Below are 15,997 nucleotides of genomic sequence, written 5' to 3'. Positions count from 1 at the left end.
CCCTCACACCGCACAAAATCCCACCTCCACACCCCAACCCCCGGTTAATCTCCCCCAAAATAGCTAAAACTAAGTCCCGGAGGTGTTCTACATGCAGCAGGAAAGGCTGACTTCATCAGAAATATCAAATATATGGACTCATTATATCCGCGAAACGATGGCGGTCTGCATTACGAAATATATGCTGAAGGGCATAAAAGATAAGGAGATATACGATTTTCTTCAATACGCGCTCGATCTGTCATTTCAGCATATCGATTCGCTCACTGAGCTTTTCAAAAAAGAGAAGTTCCCAATCCCCAAGGGGTTTTCGAAGGAAGATGTGAATATGGATGCACCAGCACTGTTCACAGACGCCTACTGCCTCTTATACATGCACACAATGACGATGCACGGGATGCAGGCGTATGGCCTGGCTTCAAGCGTGTCCATCCGGAAGGACGTCCGCGATTTTTATGGCCGGTGCAATCAGGATACGCACGATCTCTACAACAAAGCGATCGACCTTCTGTCCGAGAAAAATCTGCTCGAAAAACCGCCGCTTTACGCAACGCCCGAAAAACCGGTGTTTGTCCCGGACTTTAAATATGTCACCGATGTGTTCGGGAAAAAGCGGAAAATCAATACAATCGAGGCGGGCAATATCTTTTTCAATCTGCAGAAAAGCTATATCGCGAAAAGCAGCTTTATTGCGTTCAAGCAGGTTTCCCGGAATAGTGATGTGCAAAGGTTCCTGGATAAATGCATCAATAATAAAAACAAGCATATCGCAAGCTTTGCTTCTATGCTTTTAAAAGAAGGGCTCCATTCGCCAAGGCCATTCGAGTCGGAGATCACGAACTCGACGACTGCTCCTTTTTCGGAAAAGCTGATGCTGTTTCATTCCGGCTTTTTCTTTGCGGCGGCGATTTCGTATTACGGCGCAGCTGCGGTTGCCTGTATGAGGGCGGATATCGCCGTGCTTGCCGAGAAAGCGATATTGGATGATCTGCTTGTGTATGGAAGCTTCGGCAAGCTGATGATCGAGAAGAATTGGATCGAGCAGCCGCCTGATGCGGATGACCGGAGAGTGCTGGAGCAATAGAAAAAACGCCCGGGCACCATTCCCGAGCGTTTTTTCCTATGACTTCAACAATCTCAAGCTGTTCAAAATGACCAGAATGGTGCTGCCTTCATGCCCGATGACACCGAACGGCAAATCAAGGATCTGCAGGAAGTTCGAGGCGATCAGGAGCATGATGACCGTGATGGAAAAAATCACATTCTGCTTGATGATTTTGTTCATCCGCTGAGAGAGGGTGATGGCTTCAGCAATCTTCGGAAGCTCATTTTTCATCAGGACTACATCTGCTGTTTCCAGCGCAACGTCTGTTCCTTCGCCCATGGCAATCCCGACATTGGCAGCGGCGAGGGCCGGGGCGTCATTGATGCCGTCGCCGACCATGGCCACATTTTCGTAGCGGTTTTTCAAGTCCTTCAAATGCTCAACTTTATTGGCCGGCAGGCACTCGGCGATATATTCATCCACGGTGCTTTCCGCGGCAATCGCCTGGGCGGTTTTTTCGCTGTCGCCGGTCAGCATCACTGTGTAGATGCCCTGAGCGTTCAGGGTGCTGATCGCAGCCTTCGTTTCCTCGCGGACAACATCCTTCAGTGCAAGCAGTCCGGCGATACGTGGACCTTTTTTAATAAAAACAATCGTCTTGCCTTCTCCGGCCAGAGAAAGCGCTGCTCCATCAGCAAACCTCTCCGCTTCTTCACGGCCGATGAAATCAGCTTTGCCGATCTTCCATTCTTCATCCTGCAGCATCGCCTTGACGCCAAACCCGGAGATATCTTCAATGCTTTCCGGGCTCACCAGCGGCTGCTTCAGCTCATTCTTCGCATATTTGACGATGGCCCCTGCAAGCGGGTGATTGGAGTGGCTTTCAATCGACGCGGCCGCCAAAAGGATTTCCTCTTCAACCATTTCCTCGCCGACCAGATAATCAGTCACCTCAGGCCGGCCCTTCGTCAGGGTGCCGGTTTTATCAAAGGCAATCGCCTTCAGGTGGCCGAGATTCTCCAGATGGACCCCGCCTTTGAACAGGATCCCGCGGCGCGCGCCGTTTGAGATGGCCGATAATGTGGCCGGCATGATGCTTGCGACAAGGGCGCATGGACTGGCGACCACAAGCAGGATCATCGCCCGGTAAAAGGTCTCCGTCCAGCTCCAGCCCAGGAGGTAATGGGGCAGGATCATCATGGCAGCCACTGCAGCAAGCACTACTTTTACATAGGTGCCCTCGAATTTTTCAATAAAAAGCTGGGATGGCGACTTTTCGCTCTGTGCGGTCTGGACAAGCTGGATGATCTTTTGGAACAGGGTGTCGCTGGCAGGCTTTGTGATCTCGACTGTAATCGAGCCGTTCAGATTCACCGTTCCTGCGAAAACTTCATCGGCATTCGATTTGCTGACGGGGATGGATTCCCCGGTGATGGCAGCCTCATCCAAAGTTGTCGTGCCCTTCAGGATTTTTCCATCAGACGGGACACGTTCACCCGGCTTCACGAGGATCTGGTCCCCAATGCTCAGCTCGGAGACATGCACACGCTGTTCTCCGCCATCTGTTAAAAGCAGGGCTTCCTCAGGCTGCAGCTCCATCAGCGATGATATCTCTTTATTGCTTTTGTTCATCGTGTACGTTTCCAGTGCGCCGCTGACGGCGAAAATGAAGATCAGGATGGCGCCTTCCGTCCAGTAGCCGATGATGGCCGAGCCGATGGCGGCGAAAATCATCAGCATTTCCACATTCAATTCTTTGTTTTCAATTGTTTCTTCGATGCCTTCCTTGGCTTTCGCAAAGCCGCCGATCACAAAGGCGAGCAGATAGGCGGTGATGGAGGCGGCCCCCATATCATTCCGCGCAAGCAGCCAGCCGGCAAGGATAAGGACCCCGCTCAGGATGGCGGCGATCAGCTCGGCGTGAGGGAGTATTTTTTGGAGCAGGCCTTCCTGTTCTTGCTTCAGTTCTAATAGTGCTTTGGCTTCTGTCGTCATTGGAATTCCCTCCTGGGTTATCGGTTTCTCATTGAGAAGAATAATCAACATCAATACCCCTATAAAACGACGAAAGCTGCCCCCGCCGGAGGATTCTACCTCTTTTGGGGACAGCATTTTCGCATAGGTTTCTAGATTAGTATCGTTATCATATCATAGTCATTTTTATTTAAAAAGGGGGTTAGGGGGAAAAAATAAAAATGGCCTATATTTCTTTTTTACCCAGCCCGCCGGAAGGCAAACCTCATTGACTCAGCGAATGCTGTTCGGCCCTCTGCCCCGCTCCGCGGTTTGTCAGAACAGCCAGGAAAATCACGAGCAGCATGATGCTGATAATATTGAAGAACGAGATATTCTTGAAAAATTGAATGAAGATCCCGCCCAGATAAGGGCCAGCCAGGCTCCCCAGGCTGAAGGCGATGCCGCAGAGCAGATTGCCGGTCGGCAGCAGATCCTTTGGCATCAGGTCGGTCATATAGCTGATCCCGAGTGAAAAAGTGGAGCCGACTGCCATTCCGGCAAGGAAAAGCGTGGCCGTCAGCGCCCAGACAGCTCCTTCCAGGAAGCTCGCCAGGAAAAAGAAGATGGAGCCTGACAGAAGGATAATCGTCAGGATTCTTTGCCTGCCCCATTTATCACTTAAAATCCCGAGCGGCAGCTGGAAGACGATTCCGCCAATCGCAAAAGCGGTCAAGAGGACCGAAACGCTGCTCACCTCAAGCCCGATGCGCAGGCCGTAGACCGGAAAGCTGCCGTTCAGGGAAGACTCAAGGAACCCGTAGCCGAGCGGCGGCAGGAAGGCGACCCACGCATATTTAAAGGCAGACGAGAAGCGCTTCACTGTATTTTTCATTGAATTGACTTCAATTGTCTGCTCCGGATAATCATTTTTCAAAAGGAACAGGAATACCCATGCCACGAGGCAGAGTACAGATGACAGGATGAACGGCAGGGTTTCATGCACATTGACGAGCGGCGCCATCAGCGGCCCGACCGCAAAGCCGACACCGAAGAACAGTCCGTACAGGGAAATATTCCGGCCGCGCTTATGTTCAGGCGAGAAGCTCGTGATCCAAGTCTGTGTCCCGAAGTGGAGGGCATGGTCGCCGATTCCGATCAGGAGCCTGAGCACGAACCAGAACCAGAATGATTTCCATAATGGAAACAGCACGAGCGAGACGATGACGAGCAGTCCGCCAAAAATGATGACCGGCTTGTAGCCGTACTTCCGGAGGGGCTGCTCCATAAAAGGAGAAACGAGCAGGATGCCGACATAAAGGCCGGTCGCATTCAGGCCGTTCATGCTTGAAGACAGCCCGTCATTTTCAAATATAATCGCAATCAGGGGAAGCAGCATGCCCTGGCTGAAACCCGAGATTGCCACAATGCTGATTAAAATCCAGAAACGCATATTTTCTTTATTCATGTTGTTGGCCTCAGTTTCTAAAAAAATTCTTTCCAAATTGATGGTAACGGCTCCCCATCGGCTTTGCAAGGAAAAAAGAGCGTATTGTTCATAGCTATGGCAGAAATAGTAGTATAATCACTGCATACAGCAGAAAAGAGGGAGTGAAAACGATGGAATTTACAATGAAGGATGTCGGCTTTTTCACGGAAACGAGCTATGGCAAGCTGGATGTAGCCGGTGATGAAGAGTACGGCTTCAGGCCGTATCAGCTGCTTGTATCCTCAGTGGCGGTCTGCAGCGGCGGCGTGCTCCGCAAGATTCTGGAGAAGCAGAGGATCGATGTCGAGGATATCAAAATCAATGCAGAGGCAGAGAGAGTGGAAGAGGAAGCCAATCGGGTATCGAAGATCTCAGTCCATTTTACGATCACTGGAAAAGGCTTGAAAGAGGAGAAGATCCAAAAGGCCATGGAGCTGACGCGCAAGAACTGCAGCATGGTTCAGTCTGTCAAGGACAGCATTGAAATCGAAGAAACATTCACATTGGTGGAAGCATAAGAAAAGCAGGGGGCGGATCCATAGACGGGTCCGCCCCTTTCTTCTATAGTGACAATTCCTCAGGCTCCGCGCCCGCTTTTTCAAAATAGCGGATCAGCGATGGCTCCATTTTCAGGAGCAGATAATCCGGATCGTCAGGGCCGGAGAGCCAATCCTTCAGCTTTTCGCTCCAAAATTTCTCCTTCAGTTCGCCGGAATCCTCGAATGAGGCTTTCGCTTCGATTTCACAGTACGGCCCGTCATATCCGCCCTGCTCCACCCCCAGCAGAATATGGACATTTGGATTTTTCTCGATGTCTTCTACTTTATGGGCGTCTTTGTCGGTAGCGGCATAAAGAATCAAATCATCATGGAAAAACAGCATAAAGCGGCTGTACGGCCTGTCATTCCGGATGGATGCCAGTGTCCCGATGCTGTATTTCTCGAACATATCAAGCACCTTCTGCTTTGTGTCTGCCATTGTCATTTCACTCCTTACAAATTTCTTCCCTTTATAATCTGTCATTTTTCCTCTTGTATTATCCGAGCGAAAAAACATCAGGAATGCAATTTGTAAAAGCGGGTATATATGTTGAAGGGCCGCGCCGGGATATTTATCCCCGGTCAGGAAAACCTGTACATAAGGAGTTTTTTTACGCGGCTTCAAAAAATAGAAAGGTGGGGATCGGAAAGAATGGTCAATAAAATTTTTATGGTGCTCACCTTTGCAGGCGTGCCATTATCTGTCATCGGGACGCTTCTGGGCTGGCCGAGTGTTGCACTTTTTATTATCTATTGCTTAACCATCATTGCCCTTGCAAGCTATATGGGCAGGGCGACAGAAAGCCTGGCAATTGTGGCCGGGCCAAGGATCGGTGGACTATTGAACGCAACCTTCGGGAATGCGGTCGAGCTGATCATTTCGATTTTTGCGCTGAGAGAAGGGCTTGTTGAGGTCGTCCTGGCGTCACTCACGGGGTCAGTGCTTGGGAATCTGCTGCTGGTCGCGGGACTCAGTTTTTTTATCGGCGGGGTCAAATATAAGCGCCAGAAATTCAATGTGTATGATGCCAGGCATAATTCAGGCCTGCTGATGTTTGCTGTAGTTGTGGCGTTCGTCATTCCCGAAGTATTTTCCATGACAATGGGAGAAGGAGAGCGGATGACGTTCAGCATCGGGATTTCTGTTATTCTGATTGCTTTATACCTGGCTGCGCTTTTGTTCAAGCTTGTCACTCACCGAGGGGTCTACCAGCCGGCCGGTGAAGAAGGGGCAGCAGCTCAAGCTCATCATGAAGAAGAGCCGGAATGGAGCAAAGGCAAGGCGATCGCGATACTGGCCATTGCGACTGTAGCGGTTGCCTATGTATCGGAAAACCTTGTCCACACCTTTGAAGCGGTCGGCGAGACATTTGGCTGGTCAGAGCTCTTCATCGGGGTTGTCATCGTGGCGATTGTCGGAAATGCGGCCGAGCATGCTTCCGCCATCATCATGGCGTTCAAGAACAAGATGGACATTGCCGTTGAAATTGCCATCGGCTCAACCCTGCAGGTAGCGATGTTCGTCGCACCGGTGCTGGTGATTGCGTCACTGTTTTTCCCAACATCGATGCCGCTCGTCTTTACATTGCCGGAGCTGATCACGATGGTCACCGCCGTGCTTCTCATGGTCGTCATCTCCAATGACGGGGAAACGAACTGGTTTGAAGGGGCGACGCTCCTCGCAGCCTATATTATTGTGGGCATCGGTTTTTATCTGTTATAAAGGCAGCAAGAGAAGGCTCTGCATTGTGCAGAGCCTTTTTTGTGCTTTCTATTGGCGGTGCTTTTTCTATCATAAGTATCCTTTTGGACGAATATGTTGTAAAAGACAGAAATCATCGCTTGACTCTACCTGCATCTATCACCCGCTTTCATGTCTTGTTGGACAAGCTCTTCATGAACAAATGGATAATAATGAGTGTTTAGCCTCCTTTTGCTGTGATAGAAGCGATTCCTTCAGCCCTCCTTTGCTGTTGTTAAGGTAAGTATAGGTTATTTTTATAAAAATGTAAATATTCAGATTTTTACAATTGTGTAACAGTTGGGGGAGTGAATATGAAACTGCTAGTGAGGGTTATTTTTTATGTGGCGGGCCTGGTCATTCTGACATTGGGCATCTGCATTGCCATCCTATCTAATCTCGGGGCGGGCCCCTGGGATGCGCTGAATGCAGGTCTTGCCAGGACCGCCGGGCTCACGATCGGGAGCTGGGTCATCATCATCGGCATCATCCTGATGATGGTCAATGCCTGGCTTTTAAAAGCCAAGCCGGATTATCTGGCGCTATTGACCGTATGCCTGATCGGCTTTATGGTCGACTTTTGGATATTGCGGGTCTTTTCCGGTGTGTACATACTGACTATCTATTTTCAAATCGCCGCGCTGATCATGGGCCTGGCACTCATCGGATTGGGTGCAGCTCTTTACCTGCAGGCAGAGTTTCCCCTCAATCCGATCGACCATTTTATGATGGCCATCAAAGAGCGGTTCGGGGTGAGTCTGATGATGGCGAAAACGATCGGGGAAGCTGGAGCGCTGCTTTTGGCCATCGTTTTCCATGGGCCAGTAGGTGCAGGGACCATCGTTATCGCAGTCCTGATCGGGCCGTTCATCCAATTATTCTTTCCTTACTGCCAGCAGCTGCTAAAAAGATTTTCCGGCACTTAGGATAAATCAGGGGAACTCCGAAAAAACTAAAGCAGATACAAGGATTTGAAAGGAGTTCCACATCATGAGAAAGTATGTATCTGTTCTAATTATAACTCTTCTTGCCATGCTTTCTTTTTTGCCCGATGCCGGAGCAGAGAAAAAGCAGGTCAAGACCGAGCAAAAGCAGCAGCTGAGCATTCCGATTCCCAGTTCAGTCCTGAATATCACAAAGGAAAATACGTATCCCAATCCGGTGCAGGATCAGCCGACACTGCAGCCGAGCGAGCTGACACAGTCGCTGCTTGATACATCCAAGGTCAAGATTGAAAACCCGGACCTGATCAGGATGCTGAATGAGTCTTCTGTCAATAGCACGCCGTTTGCATTCGGCTACAGGGCCATCGTCTATCTTGGGCAGTGGCCGCTCAATTACGAAAGCACAGAAACGGCGCCAAACTGGGAATACCAGAAAATCAACACGAATTATTTTGATAACAGAGGCGGCAAAGCGCCTTATCAGATCCACTATGTCCAGGAAGCCCAGAAGGTCGTGAGGGGCGCACTGACAGCCAAAATTCCGAAGGCCCAGGATGTCCAGAATATGATGCTCCTGAAGGCGATGGAAAAATCGAAGCTGCCGCTCGCTTTCGAAACCGTGATCGGGGCCGGGACGAAAAAGGATCAGGTCTACAATATCCCGCCAAAACGGCTCGGCTATTTATACGGATATGCACCTGCCGTCAATGAGAAGGGAAAAGTCACTTACGGTGAGGTATACCTGATGCTGAAGGGAAGCAAAAGATTCCTCGTCATCAAGAATGTCACCTCCCAGGGAATCGGCGCCTGGATTCCTGTCCAGGACCATATCTCCTTCGGGTTCATGGCATCAGAACGACCGCGTTAATCTTGCGCCGGCTCTTGCAGCCGGTGCTTTTTCTATAGGAAGAGACATTCCTTGCATACAGAGCGGGCAGTGTTTTATAATTAAATTATCTTGAATTCGAGATAAATTGAACCCTTTAGCGGGTATAGATAAAAAAAGTCTTAATTACGGAGGTCCAACATCATGAACCATTTAAAAGGCATACACCATGTCACTGCGATCACAAGCAGCGCGGAAAAGAATTATGAGTTTTTCACTTTTGTCCTTGGGATGCGCCTGGTCAAGAAAACCGTCAACCAGGATGATATCCAGACCTACCATCTGTTTTTTGCCGATGACAAAGGCAGCCCGGGAACAGATATGACATTCTTTGATTTTCCCGGGATTCCTAAAGGAAGGCACGGCACAAACGAAATCTCCAAAACATCCTTCCGGGTGCCGAATGACGCGGCACTGAATTACTGGGTAGAGCGCTTTGACCGCCTTGATGTGAAGCACACAGGAATCAAAGAGCAATTTGGGAAAAAGACTTTGTCATTCACAGACTTTGATGACCAGCAATATCAATTGATTTCTGATGAAAATAATACCGGTGTCGCTTCCGGCACGCCTTGGCAGAAGGGGCCGATTCCATTGGAGCATGCAATCACCGGCCTCGGGCCGATTTTTGTCCGCATCGCAAACTTCGATTATTTCAAAGAGATGATGGAAAAAGTCCTGCTTTTCAAGGAAATCGGACAGGAAGGCGCCTTCCATCTGTTTGAGGTCGGAGAAGGCGGAAACGGCGCCCAGGTCGTGGTCGAGCATAATGCTGTTCTGCCGCAGGCCATGCAGGGCTTCGGCACCGTCCACCACGCCGCATTCCGCGTCGAGGACCGGGCTGTACTGGATGAATGGACCGAGCGCCTGCCGCAATTCGGCTTCCAGACGTCCGGCTTTGTGGACCGCTTTTTCTTCCAGTCTCTTTATGCACGGGTGGCACCGCAGATTCTGTTCGAATTTGCCACAGACGGACCAGGCTTCATGGGCGACGAGCCATATGAAACACTGGGTGAAAAGCTGTCATTGCCGCCATTCCTTGAAAACAAGCGCGAGCAGATCGAAAAGCTTGTCCGTCCAATCGACACGGTCAGGAGCACGATTGATTTTACAAAAGAATGATAAGTGGGGCCTTCCTTGGCGGGGAGGCTCTTTTCTCTTTTCGTAAATATTTTTCTGGTATCGCATCTTCATTTGAATGGCCGGCAAGCCATAAAATAAGCGGAGATTTTCCCGTTACGCTGCAGAACATGGCCCGGTTCGGTGTAAATAAGCGGAAAATTTCCGGTTAAGAGGAGCCAAACTGCCCATTTTCCTGTTTTTTGAGTTGATAGCCGGAATTTCTCCCTCTATTTGAGCCACTTTTGAGAGTTTTTTCAAATTAGGGGGAATTCCTCCGCTTATTTTTCAGCCTGACAAGGATTCCCCTCATTCAGGTCCTGGAAAATCCGCTCTTTTATAGCTGGGCAGTGAAGAAACCGCTGTGTTGTCAGGCACACGATCACAAATTTTTTCCCAACTTTTTCTGTCGAAAAAACACTTTCCTGAAAAAGGAAAAGGGAAGGTGCCTAGCGAAGTAAGTAAGCAAATCAAAGGAGCTGGTGAAAATGGAAATCAGATTAGCGGGAACGGCAGATACTGAGGAAGTGTTCTTGGTTTTGAAAGGGGCGGCACAATGGCTGCATGATCAACATTTTAGTCAATGGAGCTTTCTGCTCAGCGGCGGCGAGGATGGAGAAATCAAGCAGGCGATCCTCGACCGTGAAACCTATGTGCTGTGCGATAAAGGCAAGGTGAAGGCGACCTTCACCCTCTATGAGGGGCCATCAGGCTGGGACCGGCATATTTGGGACGGAGAAGCAGACGGAGCTATTTATCTTCACAGGCTTGCAGTTCATCCTGATAGCATGGGGAATGGACTTGGAAAAAAAGCAGTCGATTGGATCTGCAGGAAGTACAGCGGCACACCGCTGAGACTCGATTGTGTGGGTGACAATGAGAAGCTGAATGCTTATTATCAGGGGCTCGGGTTTGTGCTGAAAGGCGTGACAGACAGCCATTCGCGGTATGAGAAGGCAGGGGCTGAAAAGTGAAGATAGAAGCAGTATTCCTCGACCGGGATGGAACAATCGGCGGGGATGATACCGTGCATTATCCAGGAAAGTTTGAATTATTTCCTTATTCCCGCGAGCTGATTGAGAAATTGAAGGGCAGCGGGATCAAAGTATTTTCCTTCACGAACCAGCCGGGGATTGCCAGGGGGGAAGCGGCTGTTGAGGACTTTTTTGACGAGCTGCAGGATTTCGGCTTTGATGATGTTTATATCTGCCCCCATGCCCATCATGACGGCTGCAGCTGCCGGAAGCCAGCGGCAGGCATGCTTCTCAGCGCGGCTGAGAAACATCATGTGAATCTGGAGAATTGCGTGGTCATCGGCGACAGATGGAGCGATATGGCGGCGGCATCCAAGACAAAAAGCATGAAGATCCTTGTGAAAACGGGAGCCGGTATGGCCGCACTGAACGAGCATAGTGACAAACTGAAAGAAATTGAAATTGAGTATATTGCTGAAGATCTGCGGGCTGCGGTTGAGTGGCTGTATCTACAGCAGGGGGCTGCTATTCCTACATAGAAGAACCGGGACGGGAGATATTCCCGTCCTTTCGTGCTCAAGCTACAATTCTTTGACTGGAAGGCATACCTCGCACTGATGATTCAATAGCATGGCACCGGTATACCTTTCAAAAGCCGGCCTGTTATCGAGCTGGAATCCGAGGTTATGGAGGGCTGGAAGGATTTCTGCCCAGAGTGTCTGAATCTCTTCTTCTGTATGCTGGACCTGGAATACAGCGTATTCTCCGCCAGGAAATTCACCTTCTTCAAGTGATGCGTCCATCCGAAAATCTTCTGGTATGACAATGCAGGCATCATACCGGCAGCATTCAGCTGGTGTTGTCTGCGGATGATCATGGGAAATACCGAGTATGATGGCGGATTCGTCCAGCAGGCTCTTTTCATTTGCCCACTTTTTCAATTCCTCCATCACATGCTGGTTGGCAGGTCCATAAGGGCCGGTCTGGCGTACATAGGCGATTCGATATTCAGGCACCATTTCAGTTTTGAAGTCCATCTTACATTCTCCTCTCTTTCCTGTACTGTCTTTGATGCTAGCATGATATAAAAAAATATTCACAGCTATTTTTTAAAAAATAGATCATTGATAGTGGGATAAAGCCCCGGGCGGAAGGACTATATCTGCGGGAAACTCCGTATATATTATGGACTAATGAATACGAGGTGGAGATATGAAGGCAATTGTATATAAAAAGTACGGTCCTCCAGAAGTCCTTCAGCTGAAAGAAATGGAAAAGCCGGTCCCAAAAGAACATGAGATACTGATCAAGATCATGGCCACAACGGTCACCGCAGCGGATATCCGGGCGCGGAGCTTTACAGTGCCCCGCTCAGTGGTGCTGCCCGCGCGCATAGCCCTTGGACTCCGGCATCCGAAGAAAGCGATGTTGGGAGCGGAGCTTGCCGGGGAAGTGGAGGCAGTCGGGAGGAAAGTAAAGAAATTCAAGGCAGGAGATATGGTTTTTGCCGCTTCACTGGAGGATTTCGGCGCTTATGCTGAATATATTTGCCTCCGGGAGGACGGGCCTGTATCAATCAAACCTGCCAGCATCACGTTTGAAGAAGCCGCCGCCATTCCGATCGGCGCGCGGACAGCTTTGTATTTCCTGCAGAGAGCCAATGTCCGGAAGGGCCAGAAGGTATTGGTGTACGGGGCTTCCGGCAGTGTCGGCAGCTATGCCGTACAGATTGCCAGACACTTGGGGGCAGAGGTTGATGGTGTCTGCAGCGGTCAAAATCTTGAATGGGTAAAATCTCTTGGGGCCGGCAGGGTCCTGGATTATCGTTCAGGGAACCTCCCAGTGGCGGACGGTGCCTATGATCTGATATTCGAAGCAGTGAACAAAAGTTCCTTTAAAGATTGCATGAAGTGGCTGAAAAAGAGCGGCACCTATATAAATGTCACAGAGCCGCTCCCCAGCACGCAAATGCTGTGGGCTAAATGGAAGGGCGGCACGAAAATACTGCTGAGCCGCAATGCGCCGGAAACACCTGAAGCCTTAGACTATTTAGGAGAAATGGCGGCGGCGGGAAAGCTTAAGGTGAAAATTGACCGAAGCTATAGGTTGGATGAAATAGTTGATGCCCATCGGTATGTTGATGGCGGGCATAAGAAGGGGAATGTGGCGGTGGTAGTGAGCCGGGACGAAGAGAGGGCAGGGCCTGATGCGGCTAGCTTTGATTAAGGAAGAGTATGCTGGAAACAAGAAACCCCTCTCTAAAAAAGAAAGGGGTTTTTCACGCAGAACTCAATCATCATTATAAAATTTTTCCAATTATAAGTCTATATATTATTTCTCTCTTCATTAAAATAAAGCATATAGGTGCCTATAAAAATAAATAGAGGGTGACGTTATGCTGTTTGATCAATCTCCTTATCAGTGCCGGGTGGAATGGGGAAAGCGGGGCGCGCGTGAGGCTGCTGCCCGGGGCGATATTGTCATTATAATCGATGTTCTTTCATTTTCATCGACTGTAGTTTCGGCAGCGGCTGTTGGTGCCGAGGTTTTTCCGTTTCCTCCGGATCAGGATGGGCGGAAATATGCGGAGAGAGTGGGTGCTGACTATATCTTTGGGAGGGCGGAGGCGGCGAAGCTGGGGAAGCCGACATTGTCTCCTGTTTCTTTCAGTGAAGAGCATGCCGGGAAGAAATACGTGCTGATTTCCCAGAATGGCGCCTATTGCACCTGGATCGGTGCTAAGGCAACGGCCGTCCTTGCAGGGTCTCTGCTTAATGCATCAGCCGCTGCTGCTGCGGCTAATATACTGCAAAAGCAGCTTGGCGCCGGAATCACGATCATTCCGTGTGGAGAAAAATGGGCTGATTCCGGGGAGCATGAAGATGCTCTCAGGCCAGCAGTAGAGGATTATTTGGGGGCCGGTGCCATCCTCTCTTACTTGGACGGAGAAAAATCACCAGAGGCAGCGGTATGTAAAGGAGCTTTTCAAGCTGCACAGCCTAAGCTGGCAGAATACTTATGGGAATGCGGCAGCGGCAGGGAGCTGCGGGCGCGCGGGTTTGAACAGGATGTGGTCCATTGCAGCAGACTGGATGCCATGGATACTGTCCCTGTTTTAAGAGGAGATCATTTTGTTTCCTTGCCGCAAACGGGGTATATAAAGCAAAATGGAACAGGCAGCTGGAATTTTAGACCACTATGACTGCTTCGGTTAAAATACCCCCAAAGAGCTGCAGCAGCTGCTGCAAAAAAGAAAGGCTGGAAATCAGGTGCTAAAATGGCTTAAGAAATACATCAAACTCGAAACAACAAAGAAATGGGGCTACACCTACAACAAGTCAGGCAATGGTGTAAGTGTGTTCTACAAAACCTTTACCGGTTCAGATTTTTATAATTTCACTTTCAAAAAGGGAGCCGAGCTTACGATCTCCTGTGAGGCAGTGGTTGAGGGGGGAGAACTGACGATTGAATGGAATGACGGAAGAAAGATTATATGGAAAGAGACATTCCATGAGAGCGGGAAGAAAACTTTTACAGCAGAGGTTTCAAACCGCCTTCATGGCATTAACCTGATAGGTGCTGATACTAGAGGCAGCTGTAAGGTTGAGTTTACGGAAACGAAAGATTGATATCTCCACAAAAAAAGCCCAGAACACAGCGCTCTGAGCTTTTTTCAATCCTTCTCATCTGTATAAATCCGTAATGCCCCAATGACAAACACAACCGGAAGAATCACCACACCCAATCGGAAAGGGCCGATATCCAGTGTCATGAGCAATATAAAAACGGGCAGTGCAATCATCATAAATACTGAAGCAAATTTAGTATAGCGGATTGCAGCTTCGGAAACTTCAGGTTCTTCACTATAACTATACATCCATCGCTTCCCCCAAAGCATACTTTCCTCAGCGTTAAAATAAGTCCACAGCAGTAAGGCATAGACAGGGATCATGAAGACAATAAGCAGATATGCTTCAACTATATGATCAACCACAAGCGGCCTCCCAAGTTTGTCTTACTATTCATACGTTCGGCCGCCTGGTAAAGTTTCACAAAACCGTTTATATCCGCGAACTGTTCTTCTGAAAATCAATATCCTGATAATAACTGTTCTTAACCAATACATTCGGGCCAAGGCATTTGACGGCCGGACAGTGGCAGTTGAGTTCAGCTGCGAGCTTTGTTTCCTGCCAGCTGTTGAAGATGTCAGGCAGGGCATCCGTCTGGATATTGCCAAGCGCAGGGGTGTCGCCGAAGTCGGTTACGATGACATCGCCTGTGAAGATATTGACGTTGAGCCGGGAGCGGCCGTCCGGGTCATTGCGGACGGTGACATTTTTGCTGCTGTACAAGCGCTTCAGGAGATCCAGGTCCTCGTCGCTCGTGCTGCACGGATAAAACGGCAGGGTGCCGAACAGCATCCAGGTGTTTTCGTCCCTCACATCAAGGAGGTGGTGGATTGCCTTCCTGATTTCATCAAGATTCAAAGTTTCCAGTGATGAAGCAAAATCTGATGGGTACATAGGGTGAATCTCATGCCTCTGGCATTTCATTTCCTCAGTTATCTGTTTATGTATGCTTTCCAGATAGGGGAGGGTACGCTTGTTGAGCATCGTTTCCGCAGACACCATCACACCTGCATCCACCAGGGCGCGGCTGTTTTCAACCATCCGGTGGAACAGCCTGACGCGCTGCTCTCTTGTCGGCTTCCGCTCCATCATCGCAAATCCGCCTTCGATAAAGTCCTCTTCTGTTCCCCAGTTATGGGAAATATGCAGCACATCGAGGTAAGGAGCGATTTTTTCATATCTTTCCATATCAAGTGTCAGATTGCTGTTCATCTGGGTGCGGACGCCGCGCTCGGATGCATATTTGAGAAGTGGCAGCACATAATTCTCCACCGATTTTTTTGAAAGCATCGGTTCTCCGCCTGTGATGCTGATTGAGCGGAGGGCAGGGATTTCCTCAAGGCGCTTCAGCAGCAATGGGAGCGGCAGGGCATTTGGGTCCTTGGGCTGAAGTGTGTAGCCGACCGCGCAATGCTCGCATCTCATATTGCAGAGAACTGTGGTCGTAAATTCAATATTGGTTAAGGTCAGCTTGTTATATTGTTCCATATCCATATAAGCTTCCCATGGATCGTGGCTCGGTGTAATGCTTGTTTTTTCAATAATCATGCGGTATCTCCTTCTAAAAATGTCCTTAATCATTACTATGCCGTGAAGACTATGTCAATGATTTTTTGCGTCCCTCTGAAAAATCATAGTTTATGAATCTCTCAAAATGGGAAATAACCTAGTAATGATA

17 protein-coding genes are annotated in these 15,997 nt (G+C 49.3%); 11 read left to right on the top strand and 6 right to left on the bottom strand.

Going from position 1 to position 15,997, the window contains the following annotated elements; genetic code table 11:
• Positions 1-91: 91 nt before the first annotated feature.
• The gene (locus ABU165_RS16220; RefSeq protein WP_318060471.1) at positions 92-1,084 is read left to right on the top strand and encodes a DUF3231 family protein; all 993 of its coding nucleotides are present in this window, start codon (positions 92-94) and stop codon (positions 1,082-1,084) included.
• A 36-nt stretch (positions 1,085-1,120) separates the two neighbouring features.
• Here ABU165_RS16220 and ABU165_RS16215 read toward each other — a convergent pair whose 3' ends face one another.
• Together ABU165_RS16215 and ABU165_RS16210 are read right to left on the bottom strand one after the other, a co-directional pair.
• Positions 1,121-3,040 carry a heavy metal translocating P-type ATPase gene (locus ABU165_RS16215; RefSeq protein ID WP_318060470.1) on the bottom strand — a complete coding sequence of 640 codons (1,920 nt, stop codon included), beginning with the start codon at positions 3,038-3,040 and terminating at the stop codon, positions 1,121-1,123.
• Positions 3,041-3,284: 244 nt separating this feature from the next.
• On the bottom strand, positions 3,285-4,466 hold the full coding sequence (locus tag ABU165_RS16210) for an MFS transporter (RefSeq protein ID WP_318060469.1): 1,182 nt from the start codon (positions 4,464-4,466) through the stop codon (positions 3,285-3,287).
• A gap of 152 nt (positions 4,467-4,618) precedes the next feature.
• On the opposite strand from ABU165_RS16210, the gene ABU165_RS16205 reads away from it, so the two are divergent.
• Positions 4,619-5,005, top strand: coding sequence for an OsmC family protein (locus tag ABU165_RS16205; RefSeq protein ID WP_094769329.1), 387 nt, complete (start codon positions 4,619-4,621; stop codon positions 5,003-5,005).
• A 43-nt stretch (positions 5,006-5,048) separates the two neighbouring features.
• Here the strand turns inward: ABU165_RS16205 and ABU165_RS16200 are convergent, their stop codons facing one another.
• Positions 5,049-5,510 (bottom strand): pyridoxamine 5'-phosphate oxidase family protein, encoded by a 462-nt coding sequence (locus ABU165_RS16200; protein ID WP_318060468.1) that lies wholly within the window; start codon positions 5,508-5,510, stop codon positions 5,049-5,051.
• A gap of 168 nt (positions 5,511-5,678) precedes the next feature.
• Between ABU165_RS16200 and cax the strand changes: the two genes are divergently transcribed.
• The 6 genes from cax to ABU165_RS16170 all read left to right on the top strand — a co-directional run bounded on the left by cax (position 5,679) and on the right by ABU165_RS16170 (position 11,229).
• Entirely contained in the window at positions 5,679-6,749 is a 1,071-nt protein-coding gene (cax, locus tag ABU165_RS16195) for a calcium/proton exchanger (protein WP_022543387.1), read from the top strand.
• A gap of 332 nt (positions 6,750-7,081) precedes the next feature.
• Positions 7,082-7,693: a YczE/YyaS/YitT family protein gene (locus tag ABU165_RS16190; RefSeq protein ID WP_009792115.1), complete on the top strand. Its 612-nt coding sequence runs from the start codon at positions 7,082-7,084 to the stop codon at positions 7,691-7,693.
• Positions 7,694-7,757: 64 nt separating this feature from the next.
• The gene (locus tag ABU165_RS16185) at positions 7,758-8,579 is read left to right on the top strand and encodes a YfkD famly protein (RefSeq protein ID WP_318060467.1); all 822 of its coding nucleotides are present in this window, start codon (positions 7,758-7,760) and stop codon (positions 8,577-8,579) included.
• Between the two features lie 162 nt (positions 8,580-8,741).
• Complete coding sequence (locus ABU165_RS16180; protein ID WP_318060466.1) at positions 8,742-9,719, top strand: ring-cleaving dioxygenase; 978 nt, start codon at positions 8,742-8,744, stop codon at positions 9,717-9,719.
• Between the two features lie 485 nt (positions 9,720-10,204).
• Positions 10,205-10,690: a GNAT family N-acetyltransferase gene (locus ABU165_RS16175; protein ID WP_311225024.1), complete on the top strand. Its 486-nt coding sequence runs from the start codon at positions 10,205-10,207 to the stop codon at positions 10,688-10,690.
• On the top strand, positions 10,687-11,229 hold the full coding sequence (locus tag ABU165_RS16170; RefSeq protein ID WP_318060465.1) for an HAD-IIIA family hydrolase: 543 nt from the start codon (positions 10,687-10,689) through the stop codon (positions 11,227-11,229). The genes ABU165_RS16175 and ABU165_RS16170 overlap by 4 nt, the downstream gene beginning before the upstream one ends.
• Before the next feature lie 42 nt (positions 11,230-11,271).
• On the opposite strand, the gene ABU165_RS16165 is transcribed toward ABU165_RS16170, so the two are convergent.
• Positions 11,272-11,727 carry an AraC family transcriptional regulator gene (locus ABU165_RS16165; protein ID WP_318060464.1) on the bottom strand — a complete coding sequence of 152 codons (456 nt, stop codon included), beginning with the start codon at positions 11,725-11,727 and terminating at the stop codon, positions 11,272-11,274.
• Between the two features lie 175 nt (positions 11,728-11,902).
• Here ABU165_RS16165 and ABU165_RS16160 point away from each other — a divergent pair, with 175 nt between their 5' ends.
• The 3 genes from ABU165_RS16160 to ABU165_RS16150 all read left to right on the top strand — a co-directional run bounded on the left by ABU165_RS16160 (position 11,903) and on the right by ABU165_RS16150 (position 14,319).
• Positions 11,903-12,916, top strand: a complete 1,014-nt coding sequence (locus ABU165_RS16160) for an NAD(P)-dependent alcohol dehydrogenase (protein ID WP_318060463.1) — start codon at positions 11,903-11,905, stop codon at positions 12,914-12,916.
• A 169-nt stretch (positions 12,917-13,085) separates the two neighbouring features.
• A complete protein-coding gene (locus ABU165_RS16155) occupies positions 13,086-13,892 on the top strand; it encodes a 2-phosphosulfolactate phosphatase (RefSeq protein ID WP_318060462.1) in 807 nt (268 codons plus the stop codon).
• A 67-nt stretch (positions 13,893-13,959) separates the two neighbouring features.
• The gene (locus ABU165_RS16150; RefSeq protein ID WP_148950492.1) at positions 13,960-14,319 is read left to right on the top strand and encodes a hypothetical protein; all 360 of its coding nucleotides are present in this window, start codon (positions 13,960-13,962) and stop codon (positions 14,317-14,319) included.
• Between the two features lie 44 nt (positions 14,320-14,363).
• Here the strand turns inward: ABU165_RS16150 and ABU165_RS16145 are convergent, their stop codons facing one another.
• Positions 14,364-14,684, bottom strand: a complete 321-nt coding sequence (locus tag ABU165_RS16145; RefSeq protein WP_318060461.1) for a hypothetical protein — start codon at positions 14,682-14,684, stop codon at positions 14,364-14,366.
• A gap of 67 nt (positions 14,685-14,751) precedes the next feature.
• Positions 14,752-15,867 carry a radical SAM/CxCxxxxC motif protein YfkAB gene (gene yfkAB, locus ABU165_RS16140; protein ID WP_318060460.1) on the bottom strand — a complete coding sequence of 372 codons (1,116 nt, stop codon included), beginning with the start codon at positions 15,865-15,867 and terminating at the stop codon, positions 14,752-14,754.
• Between the last annotated feature and the right edge of the window lie 130 nt (positions 15,868-15,997).

Source organism: Cytobacillus sp. T106, assembly GCF_040492155.1.
GTDB lineage: Bacteria > Bacillota > Bacilli > Bacillales > Cytobacillaceae > Bacillus_AB > Bacillus_AB infantis.
The sequence above is the reverse complement of the archived record's forward strand: the minus strand, read 5'-3'. Positions and strand labels throughout refer to the sequence as shown.